The sequence below is a fragment of the Streptomyces sp. NPDC059201 genome, from assembly GCF_042754585.1.
GTDB lineage: Bacteria > Actinomycetota > Actinomycetes > Streptomycetales > Streptomycetaceae > Streptomyces.
Window position 1 is genome coordinate 1,017,758 of sequence record NZ_JBHZBB010000001.1, and the last position, 18,900, is coordinate 1,036,657.

Genomic DNA, 18,900 nt, shown 5'->3' on the forward strand with positions numbered 1-18,900 from the left:
GGGCGCCCGGTACACCCTCACCGACCGGAGGCTTCGCTACCATGCCCCCACGCACCACCCGAAGCACTTCCCCCTTCCGGGGGACACGCCGCCTCGGCCTCGTGTCCCTCTTCCTCGCGCTCGCGGCCGTGCTGTTCGGCGCCGCGCCGGTGCCCGCGGCCGACTCCCCGTGGTGGGAGGCGACCGCGCGGCCGGCGGCCGATTCGCAGGTCAACGCCACGGGCGCGCCGTTCACCGGCACCGACGCCCAGGGGCGGGTGCGCGGCTTCGTCGACGCGCACAACCACGTGATGTCCAACGAGGGCTTCGGCGGCCGGCTGATCTGCGGCAAGCCGTTCTCCACGGCCGGGGCTGCCGACGCCCTGAAGGACTGTCCGGAGCACTATCCGGACGGTTCGGGCGCCCTCTTCGAGAATCTGACCGGCGGCGCGAACGGGAAGCACGACCCGGACGGCTGGCCGACCTTCGCGGACTGGCCGGCCCACAACTCGCTGACGCACCAGCAGAATTACTATGCCTGGCTGGAGCGCGCCTGGCGCGGCGGGCAGCGCGTCCTCGTCAACGACCTCGTCTCGAACGGTCTGTTGTGCTCGATCATGCCCCGGGACCGCGGGTGTGACGAGATGGAGGCCATCCGCCTGGAGGCCCGCAAGACGTACGAGATGCAGGACTACGTCGACTCGCTGTTCGGCGGCCCGGGCAAGGGCTGGTTCCGCATCGTCACCAGCGCCGACCAGGCGCGTTCGGTGATCCAGCAGGGCAAGCTGGCCGTCGTCCTCGGGGTGGAGACCTCGGAGCCGTTCGGCTGCAAGCAGATCCTCGACGTGGCCCAGTGCGACAAGGCGGACGTCGACCGCGGCCTGGACGAGCTGTACCAGCTCGGCGTGCGCAGCATGTTCCTGTGCCACAAGTTCGACAACGCGCTGTGCGGCGTCCGCTTCGACAGCGGCACGACGGGTGTCGCCGTGAACATCGGCCAGTTCCTGTCCACCGGCACCTTCTGGGCGACCGAGAAGTGCACCGGCGCGCAGAAGGACAACCCGATCGGGCTGAACGCGCCCGCCGCCATGGCGGCGAAGCTGCCCGCCGGGGTGAGCGTGCCCGGCTACGCCTCCGACGCGCGCTGCAACACGCGGGGGCTGACCCGGCTCGGTGAGTACGCCCTCCGGGGCATGATCGACCGGGGCATGATGCTGGAGCTCGACCACATGAGCGTGAAGGCGGCCGGACGGGCCCTGGACATGCTGGAGGCCGAGGAGTACCCGGGCGTGCTGTCCACGCACAGCTGGATGGACCTCGACTGGACGGAACGGCTGTACAAGCTGGGCGGGTTCACCGCTCCTTACATGCACAACGCGGGCGGGTTCATCGGCGAGGCGAACGGCAAGGCCGCGCTGCGCGAGAAGTACGGCGTGGGCCTCGGGTACGGCACCGACATGAACGGCGTCGGCGGCTGGCCGGGTCCGGTCGGCGCGGACGCGCCGAACGCCGTGACGTACCCGTACCGCAGCTTCGACGGCGGCACCGTCCTCGACCGGCAGGTGACGGGCGAGCGGACCTGGGACCTCAACACGGACGGCGCCGCGCACGCCGGTCTCGTGCCGGACTGGATCGAGCAGATCCGGCTCACCCCGGGCGGACCCGAGGTCATCGGGGACCTGGCGCTCGGCGCCGAGTCCTACCTGCGGACGTGGCGGGCGACCGAGCGGCACGAGCCGGGCGAGAACCTCGCGTCGGGCCGGCCCACCTCGGCCAGCTCCACCGAGTGGCACCCCTTCACCAGCTACGCCCCCGGGCGCGCCTTCGACGGCGACACCGGCACCCGCTGGGCCGGCGACTGGTCGGACGACCAGTGGCTCCAGGTGGACCTGGGCGAGGTCCGGCGGGTCGGCCGGGTGACCCTGGACTGGGAGCGGGCCTACGCCCGCCAGTACCGGATCGAGGTCTCCGAGGACGGCTCGGCGTGGCGGACGGTCTGGTCGACGGACGCCGGGGACGGCGGCTACGACACGGCCGCGTTCGACTCGACGCCCGCCCGGTTCGTACGGATCCACGGGGACCGGCGGGCCACGAAGTGGGGGTACTCGCTGTACGAGGTGACGGTCACGCGCACCTGAGCGCTCACCCGTACGTGATCGGTCGCCCGCGCCTGCACCGGCGGGGGCGACGAGGAGGGGCCGGCCGGATCAATGACGATCCGGTCGGCCCCTCCGGCGTTCCGACGAACCGTCAGCTCCCTGTCGGGGACGTCCAGTCGGCGGGTACGTGGGCGAGCCTGACGCGCTGGGGGTGGTCGCCGACGGGGACCGAGGCGACGCGCTCGCCGCTCGCGAAGTCGATGGCGCTGACGCGGTCGGCGCCGCTCTCGGAGACGACGCAGGAGCGGCCGTCGCCGCTCACGGTGGCCCAGTAGGGCTTGCTCGTGGGGACGAGCGGGCCCTGCTTCAGGGTCGCGCGGTCGACGACGGTCGCGTAGTCGTCCATGGTGCCGGCGACGCACAGCTTCGCGCCGTCCGGGCTGATCGAAAGTCCGTGGTGGCGCGAGTCGTTGACCCAGGTGGTGCGGTCGGGGTCGGTGGCGGGGTTGCCCGGCAGGGCCTTGAGGCGGGTGATGCGGTCGCTCTCGATGTCGTACTCCAGGAAGCCGTTGAGGAACGAGACCTGGAAGTAGAGCTTCTTCTCGTCGGGCGTGAAGACGAGGGGGCGGACGGCGTCGGAGAGGTCGTCGCGGCCGAAGGCGTCGAGGCGGGAGCGCATGTCGATCACGCGGACGGTCTCGAAGGTGGTCGCGTCGACGACGGTGATCTTCCGGTCGCCCTTGGTCCAGTCGAGCCAGGGCGCGTCGAGCGCGGTGGTGACCTCGCCGATCGACATGTTCCACAGACGCCCGTCGGAGGTGAAGACGTTCTCGTGGGGCTTGGATCCGGTCGTGAAGGAGCCGAGCTGACGGCCGGTGGCGATGTCGAGGACGTGGACGGTGTCGGCCGTGGAGGCGGAGACGGCGACGCGGGTGCCGTCCGGCGAGACGGCCATGTGATCGGAGCGGTAACCGGCCACGGGGAAGCGCCAGTTGATCCGTCCGGTGCGCAGGCCGAGGGAGACGACGTCGGCGAAGCTGGGCCGCGAGACGACCATCGCGGTGCCGTCGGGGGTGGCGTACATGTCGTCGACGAACTGGTCGTGGCCCTCGCCGGGGCCGTGGCGGACGCCGAGGAAGAAGGCGAGCTTGACGGGGTTGAGGTGGATCTCCCGGAGCCGCTCCTCCTTGTCGGGGATGACGTTCACGCGGCCGATGCGGTGGAAGTCGCCGCGGGCGGCGATGACATCGGCGGTGCCGTCCCAGTTGTTGCCGACGAACATGACCTCGCGCAGGGGTGAGGCAGTCGGGGTGGAGGGCGGTGCGGCGGCGGCCGGGGTGAGGAGGGCGAGGGAGGCCGCCAGGGAGAGGGTGAGGGCTGCGGTGAGGGCGACCGCGGGACGGCGGGTCCGGGTCGTACGAGCCGAGGGCATGAGGGTGCCTTCTTCCGTGTGGGGACAGCGACTTATCCGTGTGGGGACAGCGACTTACCGGAGGTAACCCGCAGGTAACCATGGACCCGTCACACCCACAAGACGTCTCCCGCACCCCGCCCTTACGCCGTCCGCCCCGGATGCGGGATCATGGAACCATCACCCGCAGAAGGGACGGAACGGACGATGAGGCACCGCAGTGTCGCGGACCTGATGACCCCCACGGCGGTCGCGGTCCAGCGCGGCACGCCGTTCAAGGAGATCGCGCGGCTCCTCGACGAGTACGGCATCACGGCCGTGCCGGTGGTCGACGAGGAGAACCGGCCGGTGGGCGTCGTCTCCGAGGCCGACCTGCTGCGCCGGCACACCGCCAAGGACGGCCCCAGCACCGCCGAGGCGATGATGTCCAGCCCCGTGCACACCGCCCGGCCCTCCTGGACGGCGGCCGAGGCGGCCCTGCTCATGGAGAAGCACCACGTGAAGCGGCTGCCGGTCGTGGACGCGGGCGGGCGGCTCATCGGCGTCCTCAGCCGCAGCGACCTGCTCCAGCTCTTCCTGCGCCGCGACCGCTCGATCCAGGAGGAGATCCGCGAGGACGTGGTGATCCGCATCCTCGGCCTCTCCCCCGCCGCCGTGCACATCGAGGTCCACGAGGGGCGCGTCACCCTCAGCGGCACCCTGGGCCGCAAGGACCTCGGCCCGCTGCTGGTGCGGCTCTGCCAGTCGGTGGACGGGGTGGTCGAGGTGGTGGACCACCTGGTCGTGGAGCCCGCCGAGGAGGAGTGAGCGGTACGCCGGGCGGGGCGTCGTTCCGCGCGCGGCACGGCCCCGGGGGAGCCGATCGCTCCGGCGGGGCCGTGGCACTCGTGGCGGCGGGCTCCTCAGGAGACCGCCTCCGGCCATCCGTATCCGGGGCCCGTGCGCGACGGTACGGTGTCGGCGCCCACCGCCTCCATCTCCCGGTTCGCCTCGCGCATCAGCTTGCCCGCGAGGTCCTTCATGGCCCGGCTCGCGGCCAGCTCGTCACCGATCACCGGCACGTCCGTGTCCGCCGGGTTGCAGCGGGCCGAACCGTGTCCCGTGAAGGTCGCCGTCCCGGTGTCGAGGCGCGCCTCGGCCTTGGTCCGGCCCGACTCCTCGCTCAGCTCCAGGCCGACCCTCCATTCCAGGTTCCGTGTCATGGTCTGCCTCCTCGCACGCCGGTCGGCGCCTCCGGTGCCGTACGGCGCCGGGGCGCTGCTCCCCCGTCCCTTCCAGGATCCGCCCGCGGGGCGCGGGGCGCACGGGGACCGGCGCGAAGCGGCGGGCGGGCGCGGACGGCGCGTGGAGGGGCGTGTTCCGCACCCGTGGCGCGGGAACCACCCCTCGCACGGACACTTCACGGCGAAGGGGTACCGCTATGGCCGGCCGGTTCGGCACCCGCAAACGGCTGGAGGTGCTCCAGGTCGTCGTCGCCGGTCTCGGGGTCCCGGCGAGCCTGGGCATCGGCGTGATCCTGAACGCGAGCGGTCTGCACGTCGGCATCGGCCTGGCGGCGACCGCGCTCGTCCTCATGGCCACGGCCACCGCCCTCGCGAAGCTCGACGCCGTCCTGTCCCGCTACCCGGCGCCGCCGTCCCAGAAGGGCCGCCGCGGGCCCGGTGACGCGGACGACGGCTGGGGCGGCCTCTGACGCGTACCGCCAACGCCCGCTCCCCTGGGGCTCGTTGCCAGCCCTCGGGCCCCGGGTTACGATCACCCCGGGTCGTGACTGGCGCACGTGGAGTACCACAGGGAAGCGGCCCGCTTCCTCGGACGTGACGTCGACCGCCTGGGCGTCCTCCCTCGTCGTCACCATCGATCCGAGGAGAAGCGGCATGCGGCTGCGCTACGGCATGAATCCCCAGCAGACGGCGGCACGGGCCGTACCCGTGGATCCCGGGCGGGCGCCCGTGCGCGTGCTCCAGGGCAGCCCCTCGTACATCAATCTGCTCGACGCCCTGAACGCCTGGCAGCTGGTGCGGGAGGCGGAGCGGACGCTCGGCCTGCCGGCCGCCGCCTCCTTCAAGCACGTGTCGCCCGAGGGCGCCGCCGTCGCGGGCCCGGTGGACGCGGCGGCCGCCCGCCCGTACGGCGTGGACCCGGCCGGTGTGGGCGCCCTCACCAGCGCCTATCTGCGGGCGCGGGACGCCGACCCGAAGTCCTCGTACGGGGATTTCGTCGCCGTCTCGCGCGAGGTGGACCTGGAGCTCGCGGAACTCCTCTCCCGGGTCGTCTCGGACGGGATCGTCGCCCCCGGGTACGCGCCCGGCGTCCTGGAGGTGCTGGCGGGGAAGAAGGGCGGCCGCTTCCTGGTGATGGAGGCGGATCCGGCCTTCGCACCGCCCCGGGAGGAGGCCCGCGAGGTCTTCGGGCTGCGGCTCGCCCAGGAGCGCGACCCGAGCCCGCTCTCGCCGGACGTCCTGGCCGACGTACCCGTCGGCGCGCTGTCCGACCGGGCGCGCGCCGACTGCCTCCTCGGGCTCGTGGTGCTGCGCTTCACCCAGTCCAACGCGGTCTGTTACGTACGCGACGGCCAGACCCTCGGCATCGGCGCCGGGCAGCAGTCCCGGGTGGACTGCACCCGCCTCGCGGGCGCCAAGACCGACACGTGGTGGCTGCGCCGCCATCCGCTCGTCCAGGAGCTCGACTTCGTCCCGGGCGTGCGGCGGCAGGACCGCGTCAACTGGCGGATCCGCCTGGTCGAGGGCGACCTGACGGACGACGAGCGCACCCGCCTGCGCGGGGCCGTCGCCACGACACCCGTCGCACTCTCCCCCGCCGAGCGGGCGGCGTGGCTCGCGAAGCTGAGCGGCGTCTCCTTCGTGTCCGACGGCTCGCTGCCCTTCCGCGACAACGTCGACCACGCCCACCGCCACGGCGTGACCACCCTCGCCGAGCCCGGCGGCTCGATCCGCTCGGCCGACGTCGAGGACGCCTGCCGCGAACTCGGCATCACCCTCGCCCGGACGGGCCTGCGCCTCTTCCACCACTGAGGCACCAGGCGGGCGCCGTGCAGGCACCGTCCAGGCACTGTGCGGGCGCTGTCACATGGGCGGCCGGCGGTCGGGCAGGGTGTGGGTGAGGAGGAACTCGGTGGCTCCCGCGATGGCCTCGGCGTAGGTCGCGTGGATCGGGTCGGAGTCCATTTCCTGCTGGTCGGCGGCGGTGGCCGTGTACCACCAGGCGTCGGCGTCCGCGTCGTGGTGGACGACGGCCGTACCGCCCGCGTAGTGCAGCGGGATGGACTCGCTCGCCGACTTCCTGGCCACCGCGTGGGGCCACTTCACCCGGGCCGACTGGCGCTTGATGCCGCCCCAGGCGGCGCCGAGCTGGGCGTAGTTCGCGCCGCTGCGGCCGGCGACGGTCGCGGCGGACTCCGCGAGCCGGTCGACCGACTGCTTGGCCTCGTACAGCGCCCGCAGCAGCGCCAGCTGCACATCGGGCGCGGCCATCAGCACGGGGTCGGGGGACTTGCCGGCGGCCCGGTAGGCCAGGAGCCGGGTCGAGATCCGCTCGGCCAGCGCGCGGACCGCGTCGTGCACCCTCTCGTCCATCGCGAACGCGTCCTCCTGGACGGGCTCGTTCCACGGGGGTTCCACCAGGTGCGAGAGGGCGGTCCAGAAGTCGTCGTCGCTCTTGTCGGGGGTCGGGATCCCCTTCTTCGCATCACTCATGCGACAAGATTAGCTGTCGCTGGCTTGTTTCGACAGATATTTCTGTCGATGAATTCTCGTGGCTCTTCTGCGACCATGCGGATCATGGACGAGGAAGTGATCCCGGTGCTCCGGGTCAGCGACGCGGCGGCGACCGTCGCCTGGTACGGGCGGCTCGGATTCGTCGAGCAGTGGGTGCACCGGTTCGAGCCGGGGTTCCCCGCCTTCGTGGAGGTGGCGCGGGGCGAGGTCAGGCTGTTCCTGTCGGAGCACGAGGGCGACGCACGCCCCGACACGCTGGTCTATCTGCGCGTACGGGACGTCGACGCCGTCGCCGCCGAGTTCGGCGTGCCGGTGGAGGAGGCTCCCTGGGCGCGCGAGGTCGAGCTGCGCGATCCGGACGGGAACCGGATCCGGGTCGGTACGCCCACGGACTGAGGAGCTGGAACGACGGCCACCCGCTCGGGCCGGCGGCCGTCGTCCCGGGTCAGGCGTGCCGCGCCGCCGGGGCCACGGCCAGGCGGTCGAACGCGCCGGCCTTCGCCTGGGCCACGAGATCGGCGAACTGGTCCTCGCTCATCTGGACCTGCTGCCCGAAGTCATCGGTGAGACGCACCCGCTTGTCCTCGGGCGCGTCCGCGTCCACGAACAGCTGGGGGCATCCGCAGTCGCACTTTCCGCAGAAGGTCGCGATCGGTTCCGGGCTCATGTCGGGCATCTGGGCCGCCTCACTCGTCGGGGCACGGATCGTTCCGGCAGGGGTGGACTGCCCCGCCGCGCGGGGCGGCCAAACCGCCGCGGCGCGGGTGTCACTCCGGATCCTTCCGGATGCCGCGCCCGCCGCGTCCCGCCCTACCGTGGCGACGGCGTCCGCCGGACCGACCGGTGCGTCCAATCCGGACGGTCCGAGCGGTCCGGCCAGTCCGCCCAGTCCGGAGCCCGGGGAGCAGCGTTGCCGACGACCGCCACCACAGGCCGACCGAGCGTCGTCGCGCTCGGGCACCAGGAGCGCAGGGTCCTCTCCGCGGTCGGCTGCGGTCTGCGGGACGACGAGATCGCCGCCGCCCTCGCCCTCCCCGAGGAGAGCGTGGCCGCGCATCTGGCCCGGGTCCTCGTGAAGCTCGGTCTGCGCGACCGCGCCGCCGCCATCGTCCACGCCTTCGACGCGGGCCTGGTCTCCCCCGGGCTCGGCCCCCGCACCCGGCCCGCGAGCCGCCCGGCCCCGGGGGCCGCAGGGCGGGGGCGTGCGCCGGAGCTCCGGATCTCCGTGCTCGGGCCGCTGCGGGCCTGGCAGGACGGGCGGCCGCTGAGTCTGGGGCCGCTGCGCCAGCAGGCCGTCCTGGCGGCGCTCGCGCTGGGCGCGGGGCGGGCGCTGAGCCGGCGGGAACTGCTCGACGGCGTCTGGGGGTCGGAGCCGCCGGCCGCGAACGTGGTGCCGGTGTACGTCTACCGGCTGCGCGGGACGCTCCGTACGGAGTGCGGCCCTGACCCGGTGATCGCGCACGACCGGCTCGGCTACCGGCTGGTCCCGGGCACGGTGGACGTGGACCTCGCGCGCCTGGAGGAGCTGGTCGCCGCCGTCGCGGTGGCGGACCGGGCGGACGATCCGGCCGAGGCGGTACGGCTCTGCTCCCTGGCCCTGGAACTGTTCCGCGGCGAGCCGCTGGACGGCCTGCCCGGGCCGCTCGCGGAGCTGGAACGGCTCCGGCTCGGCGAGCGCAGGATCGCCCTCGTACAGCGGAAGGCGGAAGGGCAGCTGCGGCTCGGGCGGTGCGCGGAGGCCGTCGCCGAGCTGTCCGCCCTGTCCGCCGGGCATCCGTGGAACGAGCCGGTCGCGGCGCTGCTGATGCGGGCGCTGTACCGGAGCGGGCGGCAGGCCGAGGCGCTGTCGGTGTTCGACCGCGCCCGCCGGCGCCTCGCCGAGGACCTGGGGGTCGCGCCGAGCATGCTGCTGCGGCGGACGCGCCGGATGATCCTGTGCGGGGACGAGGCGGGGCTGGGGCGGTCGGCGGGCGCGGACGTGTCGCTGCCGTTCGCCTGAGCACGGGCCTGCGGCCTCTGCCCCAACCCCTGCCTCCGCCCAACTCCCCTTCATTCCATCCGTATTTCATCGCTCGCTCCTACTGTCGGCCGCCGACGACCTGGGAGGTCCGAGTGAGAGAGTCACGTTCATGGTGGGGCAGATTCCTGCTGCCCCTGATAGCCGGCGCGCTCCTGCTGGTCGGGCCCGCGCCGCACGCTTCGGCGGGCGAGGCCGCAGCCGTCGCCGTCGCGTCCGACCGCGGGGGGCCGATCACCCGGAGCGAGGTGATCTGGCGTGCGCAGTACTGGGTGGACCAGGCGCCGCCGTACAGTCAGGGCGCGTCCGCGCCGGGGCCCGGCGGGGACTACAACTACCGCACCGACTGCTCCGGGTTCGTCGCCATGGCCTGGCATCTCGACGCGAACCCGAACACGCAGGGCCTGCCGGGCTTCTCCCACGAGATCGCGCGGAGCGAGCTGAGGGCCGGAGACATCCTCAACTCGTTCTACAACCACGTGATCATCTTCCACGAGTGGGTGGACGACCACGGCGGCTTCTCGTACTACAGCTTCGGCGGCGGTTCCAGCGGGGTCGAGCCTCCGGGGCACTTCTACGGGAACATCGGCGCCGGCTCGATCGACGGGCACCCGAACGGCGACTACAAGGCGCTCCGTTACAACGGCATCGTCGACGACTCCGAGGTGCGGAAGCCGCACCCGAACCCCTCGGGCCGGGTGGTGTCCGCGCGGTCGGCGGACGGGCGTCTCGAAACCTTCGCCGCCGGTACCGACGGCGTGTACCACTCCTGGCAGACCGAGGTGAACGGCGGCTGGTCGCCGTGGCAGTTCAAGGGCGGCCCCCGGAACGCGCAACTGGCGCTCGCGGCCAACGCGGACGGTCGGCTGGAGCTCTTCGCGCTCTCGGAGGGCACCTTCGACCACATGTGGCAGACCGGGCCCAGCGCGGGCTGGTCCGGCTGGGCGAACTTCGGCACCGGCGGGTACCGGCTGGCCGTCGGCAGCAACGCCGACGGGCGCGTCGAGGTCTTCGCCTCCAACACCACCGGCGTGTTCCACCGCTGGCAGACCGCGCCCAGCGGCGGCTGGTCGGCGTGGGAGGGCGTCGGCGGCGGTCCGGCCCTCTCCCGGCTCGCCATGGAGACCGCGCCCGACGGGCGGCTTGAGGTGTTCGCGCTGTCCGACTCGACGTTCGGGCATCTCTACCAGACCTCCGTCAGCGGCGGCTGGTCCGCCTGGGAGCACTTCGGCGGGGGCGGGCACGACGTCGCCGTCAGCCACAACCAGGACGGCAGGCTGGAGGTGTTCGCCTCCAACGCCGACGGGGTGTTCCACCGCTGGCAGACCAGCCCGACCTCCTGGTCGGAGTGGACGGGCACGGGCGGGATCCGCAACGCCGAGCTGAGCACCGCGCGGACGGCCGACGGGCGGGTCGAGGTCTTCGCGATCAACGCCGACACCGCGAGCCACTCCTGGCAGACGGGCCAGAACGCGCCCTTCTCCGCCTGGGAGACCTTCGGCGGCGGAGGCACCGAGATCGCCACGGGCACCAACGCGGACGGCCGCATCGAGGTCTTCGGCACGAGCCACGCCGGCGTCTACCACCGCTGGCAGACCGGCTTCTCCGGCTGGTCGGAGTGGGGCTGGCTGAACGGGCCCGGGCCCGCGCTGCCTTGAGCCGTACGCGCGAAACGCCCGCCGTCGTCCTGCTGATCCGGACGACGGCGGGCGTGTGCGTGTGGGTGTGTGGGTGTGCGTGGAGCCCGTACGGTCAGGCCGCGAGGGCGCGCTCCCCTCCCGGGCGAGCCGGTTCAGCGCACGGACGGGAGGGGGCACCTCGGGAGGGGCGGGCGGTCCCTCGTGCGGACGGCGGGGAGCCAGGCTTCGGGCGGTACGGAGCCGCGCGGGAGGCGGACGCGGAACCAGTGCGTGGACCGGAGGTCCTCCTCGTCGACGATGGGCTGCCCGTCGGGCACCTGGCAGTCGGCGGTGAGCGGGTCGCCGTGCCAGACCCGGGTCCGTACGACGTTCTCCGCCGTGTACGGCCGGTGGGGGTCGACGGCCAGGCCCAGGCTGCACTGCGGGTCCCGGTCCGACCGCTCCTGGCAGCCCCGCTCCGCGTTGAACACCCGGATCGCGCCGGCCGGCGCGGCCACGCCGTGCCCGGCCGTGTCGGAGTACAGGGCGGCGCCGGCCCCGCAGAGCGCGGCGGCGAGGACGGCGACGCGGGTTCTGACGCGGGTCCTGCCACGCGCCGGGCGTGCTGAGGGTGTGGCGTGGTCGCCGGGGCGGGCGGCGATGCGGGCGAGCAGGCTCTCGGCGGTGTGCGGGGCGCGCGCCGCGTGGGTGGGGGCGAGGCAGTCCGCGACGAGCGCGCGCCAGAAGGGCGGTACGGCGGGGTCCAGGCGGAGCGGGGCGCGCCCGGCCCCGTACTCCTGGACGGCGGCACCCCGCGCGACGGGAGTGGCGCCGGGGAAGGGCGAGACTCCGGCGGCGAAGAGTTCGTGGACGACGATGCCGAGGGCCCAGACGTCGGCGCTCGTCCGGACCTGGACGCCGAGCTCCCCCAGGGGGGCGCGCCAGCGTTCCGGGGGCAGGTAGTCGAGGGTGCCCATGGGGGGTACGTAGCCGTGGGTGCCGGTCAGCTCGGTGGCGAGGCCGAAGTCGGAGAGCTTCACGGAGCCGTCCGCGCCCAGGAGGACGTTCTCGGGCTTGAGGTCGGCGTGGACCCAGCCCGAGCGGTGGAGGTGGGCGAGCCCTTCGCAGATGCCTTGGCAGATCCCTTCGAGGAGCCGGACGCGGTCGGCCTCGGGGACGCCCGCGTCGAGGAGGTCCCGCAGGCTGCCCGTGGCCCTCTCCATGACCAGCACGAGTGCGCCGTCCAGGGAGGGCTGGTCGGGTGCGGCGAGCGTGAAGGAGTCCAGGAGGCCGATCAGCCGGGGGTGTCCGGCCTTGCGGCCGAGCTCGACCTCGCGGCGCGCGGACTCCGTGATCCGCCGCGCCTGGCGGGGGGCGAGCCCGGCGGTCGGCATGACCTTGAGGGCGACGTGAGGCGGCTGGGTGTCCGGCCCGGGTTGTCGCGCGGCCGGGCGGGCCGCGTACACCGTGGACCAGCCGCCGGCTCCGATGAGTTCGGTGACCTCCCACGCGCCGACGCGGTGGCCGGGCCGGAGCTGTTCGGGGCCGTCGTCCCCTTCCGTGGTGGGGCGCGGGGCGTGCGGGGGTGTCATCGCGCGCTCTGCCCCTGGCGTCCGCCCGCCCCGGTCACGGGCGGCAGCAGGGCGAGGTGTTCCTCGCGTACGAGCCCGAACCGGAGCGCGAGCCCGACGATCTCCTCCCGCTTGCCGTTGCGGCGGTCGCCCTTGCCCTGGTCGCGGCCCCCGGGGGCGCCGATGCGCAGCTTCTCCTCGGCGAGGTAGTCGATGTGCGAGCTGATGGCCCGCGCGGTGGGGGCGGCGCAGCCGGCGTGGGTCCTGAGCCGCTCGACGATCTGGGGCGTGGTGGGGACGGCGACGCGGGACTGGTCGCGCAGCCGCGGCTCGCAGAGCGCGACGAGGACGAGGAAGTACGTGGCGGTCTCGTCCAGGGAGTACGCGGTGACCGTGCTGCTGCCCCAGGGGACGCCGCTGGACTCGGGGTCGAGGTAGAGGTGGTCGGGCGCGAACACCTGGAAGGTGACGGGGTGTTCGCCGCGCGTGGGCAGGACGACGCGGGCGAACTCGAAGGGCACGGGTGCCCCGACCCGGCGGGGCGGGACCCTGAGGTACTCCCCCGCTCCCTCCGGGTTCTCCACGAGGTAGCTGTGGGTGCTGCTGTGGTTCGTCAGCTGCCAGTGGTCGTCGGTGACGCGGATCTCCCCGGCGAGCCGGGAGATCGCCGCGTCGGCGAGCCGCAGCTCGACGGGGGTGCCCGGGGAGCCGCGCCCGAAGCGGGCGACCTCGCCGGGTCCGAGCCGTAACGTCACGGCGTCGGCGCACGGTTCGCCGCCGCCCGCGCCTGTTCCTGTACCTGTACCCGTGCCTCCGCTGCCCTGCGGCAGATGGACGACCACCCCGCTCATCGCTCCCCCGTTCCGCGCGCCCCGGTTGTCGGACGAGCGGAACCATACCCACCCCTTGGAGGAGTCCACCGGCGTGCTTCGGCCACGTCGGCCAGAACCGGTGACGCCGCCTCCGAGGAGGGCCGGAGAAGCGGGTGGGACCGTCGCGGGCGCGGTCCCGGTGGCGCGCGGGCGCGGGGGGCCGGGCTGTGACCCGGGCCACCTCATCTGCCCACCGGAGACGGCTTTTTAGAATGGTTTTCCAGATTTCTGGGCAGCTGAGCGCGGTGGGCCGGTCTCCGCGAGGTCGGCACGGGCGGCGGCCGGGCCGGTGCCGGGGCCGGGCTTCGTACAGCCTCGGAGGCCGTACGCAAGGTGGGCAAGGTCACTGCCCGGGGCGGGCGGGAGGCCCGGTCCGGTCCCTTCCCGGGCCGGTCGGGCCCCCGTTCGGCCCCGGTTCGACCCCGCCGCGTGGCGCGATCCGGACGTCGCGGGCGGCGGAGTCCCGGCGCTCAGGGAGCGGGAGCGCCCGATACGAGCGGTGCGACGGGGCGGTCACCGAAGGCGCTCCAGGGACGCCACTCGGCACTCGGCCGCGCCTGGACCCGGGTCCGTATCCGGCCCTCGGCGGTGACGGCGAAGACGTGCAGGCGACCGGTGGCGTCGGCCACGGCGGTGGGCGTGGCGGCGAGGCGGAGGCCGGGTTCGCCGAACTCCCGCTCCCCCGCCCAGGCCCCGCCCGGTGCGAGCTGCCAGCGGTGGGCGAGGCGGGCGCCGCCGGGCGACAGGGAGAAGGCTTCGAGCCGGCCGTCGGCGTTCGCGGCGAGGGCGGGAGCGGCGGCGCTCCAGCCGAACAGCGGGAGCCAGTCGTCCCAGCCGCCGCTCGGCACGGTCTGCCGCCGGGCGAAGGTGCCCACCCCGGAGGGCCCGATCGCGGCGACGGTCAGCCGTCCGCTCCCGTCCCCGGCCGCGCGGGGCGCGGCGCCGGCCGCCGTCCCGTACGGGTGCCACGCGGCGGTCCACGCCCCGCCGGGGCTCTCCTGCCAGCGGTGGCGGAGGCCGGCGCCGCCGGGGCTCAGCGCGAACACCTCCAGGCGCCCGTCGGCGTTGGCCGCGACCACGGGCGGCGCTCCCGCGGCCCCGCCGAAGCCCGGCTCCCACGGGTCCCAGGCGAGCGATCCGGGCGACCACTGGCGGCGCCGCGCGAAGGAGGCGCCGCCGGGCGCGAGGGCGAAGACCTCCAGACGGCCCGCGGCGTCGCGGGCGACGGCGGGGGCCGCGCCGGCCGGGCCGCCGAACTCCTCCCAGTCGTGCCAGCCGCCGTCGGGCCGCTGGACCCGGTGGTGCAGGTTCACCCCGCCCGGGGCGAGCGAGAACACCTCCAGCCTGCCGTTGGTGTTCCGGCCCAGGGTGGGCACCGCGCCCGCCGGGCCGCCGAACCGCTCCCACTCCGACCAGGTGTCGGCGGCCGGGTCGAGCTGGACCCGCCGCAGCATCGAGCGGTCGGCGGCGTCGAGCGCGAAGACGGTGAGCCGCCCGTCGACGTCGAGCCCCGCCACCGGATTGTCCGGGCTCTGCCAGGACGGTGGCGTGTCCCGCCACTCCAGGGACGCCACGTACAGGCCCTGCCGGAACCAGCCCGCGGCGGTGACGTACCAGGTGTCCCCGTCCGCGACCGCCTCGACGGCGTGTCCGGGCACGTGGCCCGCGTAGCCGGAGAGGTCGAAGCGGAAGGGGTCGCGCGAGGCCAGGACGTCGGTCCCCTCGTAACCGCCCCTCGGACCGATGAACAGGTAGTACCAGCCGTCCCGTTCGACGACGTACGGCGACTCGGTGACCGAGACCGTGGTGTCCGTGCTCGCGTCGGTGAAGGCGGTGCCCGGCTCGCTCCAGTGGACGAGGTCGGCGGAGCGCCGGTGGGCGACGACGTGATGACCGCCCGGGGCGGAGAGTTCGGTGTAGTACATGACCCACTCGCCGCCGACCCGGAGCACCATCGGGTCGCGGGCGGCGAGGCCGCGGAAGAGCGGGCCCGACGGCTCGCGGGTCCAGGTGAACAGGTCGGTGGAGGTGGCGAGGTTGATCGCCGCGCCGTTCGCGCCGCCCGCCGCGTAGAACATCCAGAACCTGCCGCCCGCCTCGATGACGTGCGGCGCCCACAGGTGCTCCTCGCCGTGGTAGGCGGGGTCGACGGTGAGGGCGTCGGGGTGGGTGCTCCACGGGCCGTGCAGGGTGGGCGCGGAGGCGTGCGCGAAGGAGAGCTCGGCGGCGCTGTCCGGGGACTCGCCGCGGGGCGCGCTCTTCCCGACGATGCTGAACAGGTGCCAGCGGCCGTGGGCCTTGATGAGGGTGTGGTCGTTGAGGTAGCGCGGACCGGTGGGGGTGGACGGGTCGTACACGTGGGTGAGGGCGGTGGAGCCGATCCATTGCGGGGTAGCCGCTGCCGACGCCTGTACGGCCCCGGTGCCGAGGAGGAGGGGGTGGGCGGCTGCCGCCACGGCGGCGCCCCGCAACAGGTTCCTTCTGCTGATCGGTCGCGTGAGGGGTCTCGTGTTCGGTCGCATGGGCCGGGGTCAGCCGATGCCCGGGCCGGCGGTGTCCTTGAGCCAGCCCCATTCGGACCAGGTGGAGAACCCGGTCTGCCACCTGTGGAAGGTGCCGGTGGGGTTGGCGCCGAAGACCTCGATGCGCCCGTCGGCGTTGGTGGCCGCGCCGAGCTCCGTACCGCCGGTGCCGAAGGTCTGCCAGTCGCTGTACGGGGCGTTGACTGCCGTCTGCCAGATGTGCGCGGCCGTACTGCCGTTGAGGGCGAAGACCTCGACGCGCCCGTCCGGGGTGCGTTCGCTGGTGAGCTGGGAGTCGGCGGGCCCGCCGGTCGGCTCCCACTCGGACCAACTGGTGGGTGTGGTTTGGTACTTGTGGAAGACGCCGACCGGGCCGGAGGCGAAGACCTCCAGCCGGCCGTCGGCGTTGTGGTCGACGGTGAGATCGCGACCGCCGCCTCCGAAGGTGTCCCACGGAGACCAGCCGCCGTTGGGCGCGGTCTGGTACTGGTGCTGGAAGGTGCTCCCGTTCAGGGCGAAGACCTCCAGGCGTCCGTCCCGGGACTTCTCCATCTCGATGCGGCTGTCGGCGGGTCCGCCACCGGTGGGCTCCCACTCCGACCAGCCGCCGTTGGGCGCCGTCTGGTACTTGTGGAAGAGGCCGACCGGGCCGGAGGCGAAGACCTCGATCCGGCCGTCGGCGTTGACCCCGGCGGCCGTGTCCTTGCCGCCTCCGCCGAAGGTCTCCCAGTTCGACCAGGCGCCGGACGGGGCGAGCTGGTAGCGGTGCTGGAAGGTGTTTCCGTTGATCGCGAACATCTCCAGACGGCCGTCCGCGTTGGGGGCGAGGGCGAGTTCGGCGCCGGCCGGGCCGCCGAGGGGCTCCCACGCCGACCAGGCGCCGTTCGCCTCGACCTGCCAGGCGTGGTGGACGCCGTCGGGGCCGGCCGCGAAGACCTCCAGGCGGCCGTCCGCCGAGCGGGCGGAGACGACGCGGCCGGACTCGGCCGGGTACACGAGCGGGGCGGGGCCGGGTTCGCCCGGGTTCCCGAGGCGGTCCACGGCGGCCCGTGCCTCGTCCAGGTGCCGCCGGTGCAGGTTCTGGTTGTAGGTGGACCAGGGCTGCCAGTTCGCCCCGCCGGAGGAGATGTCGAAGGCCGCGTTCGCGTTGCACTGGGCGTCGTAGGCGCAGGCGTCGGAGACCTCGGCGTGCCAGTAGTCGTTGATCTGCCACAGGCCGCGGTCGGTCGAGGCGGGCGAGTTGTTCTGCGTGTTCGACGCGGACGGGTTACAGCTGGACTCGGCGAGGGCGACGGCCACGGCGGTGACCAGCGCGTCGCCCCGGAAACCGGCCTGGTAGCCGACCTGGGCGCACAGGTCGCTCGGGGCGGCGTACGCGGGCGAGGCTCCGGCGAGCAGACCGCCGGCGGCGACGCACAGCGGCGTGAGCGCCGCCAGCGCGATCCGGTGCCGGGCGCGGCGCCGGGGTGGCGTGGCGCCGCCGGTCGGCGAGGAGCGTGGAACGCTGGTCACCTGCTGCCTCCTTGGCATGTGGTGGTACGTCAGTTGAGGCCGGGGCCCGCGGTGTTGCTGACCCAGCCCCATTCGGACCAGGTCGCGAAACCGGTCTGCCACTTATGGAAGGTGCCCGTCGGGTTGGCGCCGAAGACCTCGATGCGCCCGTCGGCGTTGGCGGCCGCGGCAACCTCCGTACCACCGGTGCCGAAGGTCTCCCAGGTGCTGTAGGGGGCGTTGACGGCGGTCTGCCAGATGTGGGCGGCGGTGGTGCCGTTGAGGGCGAAGACCTCGACGCGGCCGTCCGCCGTGCGCTCGCTGGTGAGCTGGGAGTCGGCGGGGCCGCCGGTGGGCTCCCACTCCGACCAACTGGTGGGTGTCGTCTGATACTTGTGGAAGACGCCGACCGGGCCGGAGGCGAAGACCTCAAGCCGGCCGTCGGCGTTGTGGTCGACGGTGAGATCCCGGCCGCCGCCGCCGAAGGTGTCCCACGGCGACCAGCCGCCGTTGGGCGCGGTCTGGTACTGGTGCTGGAAGGTGGTTCCGTTCAGGGCGAAGACCTCCAGGCGTCCGTCGGGGGACTTCTCCATCTCCACGCGGCTGTCGGCGGGACCGCCGCCGGTCGGTTCCCATTCCGCCCAGCCGCCGTTCGGTGCCGTCTGGTACTTGTGGAAGAGGCCGACCGGGCCGGAGGCGAAGACCTCGATCCGGCCGTCGGCGTTCACGCCGGCCGCCACGTCGCGGCCGCCTCCGCCGAAGCCCTCCCAGCCCGACCAGGCGCCGGACGGGGCGAGTTGGTAGCGGTGCTGGAAGGTGTTTCCGTTGATCGCGAAGAGTTCGAGGCGGCCGTCGGCGTTCGGGGCGAGCGCCAGTTCGGCGTTGCCCGGGCCGCCGAGGTTCTCCCAGGGCGACCAGGCGCCGTTGCGTTCCGTCTGCCAGGCGTGGTGGACGCCGTCGGCGCCTGCCGCGAAAACCTCCAGGCGGCCGTCCGCCGACCGGGCCGACACCACGCGGCCCGACTCGACCGGGTACACGAGCGGTTCGGGCCGGGGGCCGCTGCCCGGGACGCAGGGCAGGGTCACGCCGCGCTCGGCGAGGTAGACCTCGGGGTCGACACCGTACGAGGTGGAGGGGTCGCCCCAGATGCGCAGGTGCAGATGGGGTCCGGACGACTGGCCCTCCGACCCCATCAGGGCGATCTGCTGACCGGCCACGACGTGCTCGCCCTCGAAGACGTCCCGCTGGTACATGTGCCCGTACTCGGAGATCGTCCCGTCGGCGTGCTGGATGCGGATCCACTGGCCGTAGCCGCTCTCGTACCCGGAGATCGTGACCTGTCCGTCGCCCACGGCGTAGATCGGCGTCCCGTAGTCGGCGGCGATGTCGACGCCGTTGTGACCGGGGTGGTGCGGCTGGTTCACGAAGCCGGCGGAGGGGCAGGCGGCGGTGGCGGTGGCGGCCATGGCTTCGGCGGTACGGGCGGAGGCCGGGGCGGCGACCACCAGCGCGGGCAGCAGGGCGGCGGTCGCCGCGAGGAGCCAGGTCAACGCGTGGCGGGAAGGTCCGAGGGACACGAGCC

Annotated in this window: 16 protein-coding genes and 1 riboswitch; of the genes, 7 read left to right on the forward strand and 9 right to left on the reverse strand. The window is 73.7% G+C overall.

Annotated elements, in window-relative coordinates; genetic code table 11:
• The first annotated feature begins 41 nt into the window (after window positions 1-41).
• On the forward strand, window positions 42-2,117 hold the full coding sequence (locus tag ACFXMG_RS04525; RefSeq protein ID WP_383815086.1) for a discoidin domain-containing protein: 2,076 nt from the start codon (window positions 42-44) through the stop codon (window positions 2,115-2,117).
• Between the two features lie 112 nt (window positions 2,118-2,229).
• Here ACFXMG_RS04525 and ACFXMG_RS04530 read toward each other — a convergent pair whose 3' ends face one another.
• Window positions 2,230-3,510: a YncE family protein gene (locus ACFXMG_RS04530; RefSeq protein ID WP_383815085.1), complete on the reverse strand. Its 1,281-nt coding sequence runs from the start codon at window positions 3,508-3,510 to the stop codon at window positions 2,230-2,232.
• A 186-nt stretch (window positions 3,511-3,696) separates the two neighbouring features.
• Between ACFXMG_RS04530 and ACFXMG_RS04535 the strand changes: the two genes are divergently transcribed.
• Window positions 3,697-4,296, forward strand: a complete 600-nt coding sequence (locus ACFXMG_RS04535) for a CBS domain-containing protein (RefSeq protein ID WP_383815083.1) — start codon at window positions 3,697-3,699, stop codon at window positions 4,294-4,296.
• A gap of 95 nt (window positions 4,297-4,391) precedes the next feature.
• Here the strand turns inward: ACFXMG_RS04535 and ACFXMG_RS04540 are convergent, their stop codons facing one another.
• A complete protein-coding gene (locus ACFXMG_RS04540) occupies window positions 4,392-4,691 on the reverse strand; it encodes a DUF1876 domain-containing protein (protein WP_383815081.1) in 300 nt (99 codons plus the stop codon).
• A 218-nt stretch (window positions 4,692-4,909) separates the two neighbouring features.
• Between ACFXMG_RS04540 and ACFXMG_RS04545 the strand changes: the two genes are divergently transcribed.
• Window positions 4,910-5,182, forward strand: coding sequence for a hypothetical protein (locus ACFXMG_RS04545; protein ID WP_383815079.1), 273 nt, complete (start codon window positions 4,910-4,912; stop codon window positions 5,180-5,182).
• 64 nt (window positions 5,183-5,246) lie between these two features.
• A riboswitch (ZMP/ZTP riboswitch) is annotated at window positions 5,247-5,333 on the forward strand.
• Window positions 5,307-6,524 (forward strand): phosphoribosylaminoimidazolecarboxamide formyltransferase, encoded by a 1,218-nt coding sequence (locus ACFXMG_RS04550; RefSeq protein WP_383815077.1) that lies wholly within the window; start codon window positions 5,307-5,309, stop codon window positions 6,522-6,524. It overlaps the preceding riboswitch by 27 nt.
• Window positions 6,525-6,575: 51 nt before the next feature.
• Here the strand turns inward: ACFXMG_RS04550 and ACFXMG_RS04555 are convergent, their stop codons facing one another.
• Window positions 6,576-7,205, reverse strand: coding sequence for a hypothetical protein (locus tag ACFXMG_RS04555; RefSeq protein ID WP_383815076.1), 630 nt, complete (start codon window positions 7,203-7,205; stop codon window positions 6,576-6,578).
• A gap of 84 nt (window positions 7,206-7,289) precedes the next feature.
• Between ACFXMG_RS04555 and ACFXMG_RS04560 the strand changes: the two genes are divergently transcribed.
• Window positions 7,290-7,622, forward strand: a complete 333-nt coding sequence (locus ACFXMG_RS04560) for a glyoxalase superfamily protein (RefSeq protein WP_383815074.1) — start codon at window positions 7,290-7,292, stop codon at window positions 7,620-7,622.
• Between the two features lie 49 nt (window positions 7,623-7,671).
• On the opposite strand, the gene ACFXMG_RS04565 is transcribed toward ACFXMG_RS04560, so the two are convergent.
• Complete coding sequence (locus tag ACFXMG_RS04565; RefSeq protein WP_383815072.1) at window positions 7,672-7,902, reverse strand: hypothetical protein; 231 nt, start codon at window positions 7,900-7,902, stop codon at window positions 7,672-7,674.
• 234 nt (window positions 7,903-8,136) lie between these two features.
• Between ACFXMG_RS04565 and ACFXMG_RS04570 the strand changes: the two genes are divergently transcribed.
• Entirely contained in the window at window positions 8,137-9,225 is a 1,089-nt protein-coding gene (locus ACFXMG_RS04570) for a BTAD domain-containing putative transcriptional regulator (protein WP_383815070.1), read from the forward strand.
• A gap of 113 nt (window positions 9,226-9,338) precedes the next feature.
• A complete protein-coding gene (locus ACFXMG_RS04575; RefSeq protein ID WP_383815068.1) occupies window positions 9,339-10,901 on the forward strand; it encodes a hypothetical protein in 1,563 nt (520 codons plus the stop codon).
• 134 nt (window positions 10,902-11,035) lie between these two features.
• Here the strand turns inward: ACFXMG_RS04575 and ACFXMG_RS04580 are convergent, their stop codons facing one another.
• The 5 genes from ACFXMG_RS04580 to ACFXMG_RS04600 all read right to left on the reverse strand — a co-directional run bounded on the left by ACFXMG_RS04580 (window position 11,036) and on the right by ACFXMG_RS04600 (window position 18,895).
• On the reverse strand, window positions 11,036-12,454 hold the full coding sequence (locus tag ACFXMG_RS04580; RefSeq protein ID WP_383815066.1) for a serine/threonine-protein kinase: 1,419 nt from the start codon (window positions 12,452-12,454) through the stop codon (window positions 11,036-11,038).
• A complete protein-coding gene (locus tag ACFXMG_RS04585) occupies window positions 12,451-13,284 on the reverse strand; it encodes a serine/threonine protein kinase (protein WP_383815064.1) in 834 nt (277 codons plus the stop codon). The genes ACFXMG_RS04580 and ACFXMG_RS04585 overlap by 4 nt, the downstream gene beginning before the upstream one ends.
• A 491-nt stretch (window positions 13,285-13,775) precedes the next feature.
• A complete protein-coding gene (locus ACFXMG_RS04590; protein WP_383815062.1) occupies window positions 13,776-15,827 on the reverse strand; it encodes a family 43 glycosylhydrolase in 2,052 nt (683 codons plus the stop codon).
• Between the two features lie 9 nt (window positions 15,828-15,836).
• Entirely contained in the window at window positions 15,837-17,339 is a 1,503-nt protein-coding gene (locus ACFXMG_RS04595) for a hypothetical protein (protein WP_383815060.1), read from the reverse strand.
• Between the two features lie 29 nt (window positions 17,340-17,368).
• Window positions 17,369-18,895: a peptidoglycan DD-metalloendopeptidase family protein gene (locus tag ACFXMG_RS04600; RefSeq protein ID WP_383815059.1), complete on the reverse strand. Its 1,527-nt coding sequence runs from the start codon at window positions 18,893-18,895 to the stop codon at window positions 17,369-17,371.
• Between the last annotated feature and the right edge of the window lie 5 nt (window positions 18,896-18,900).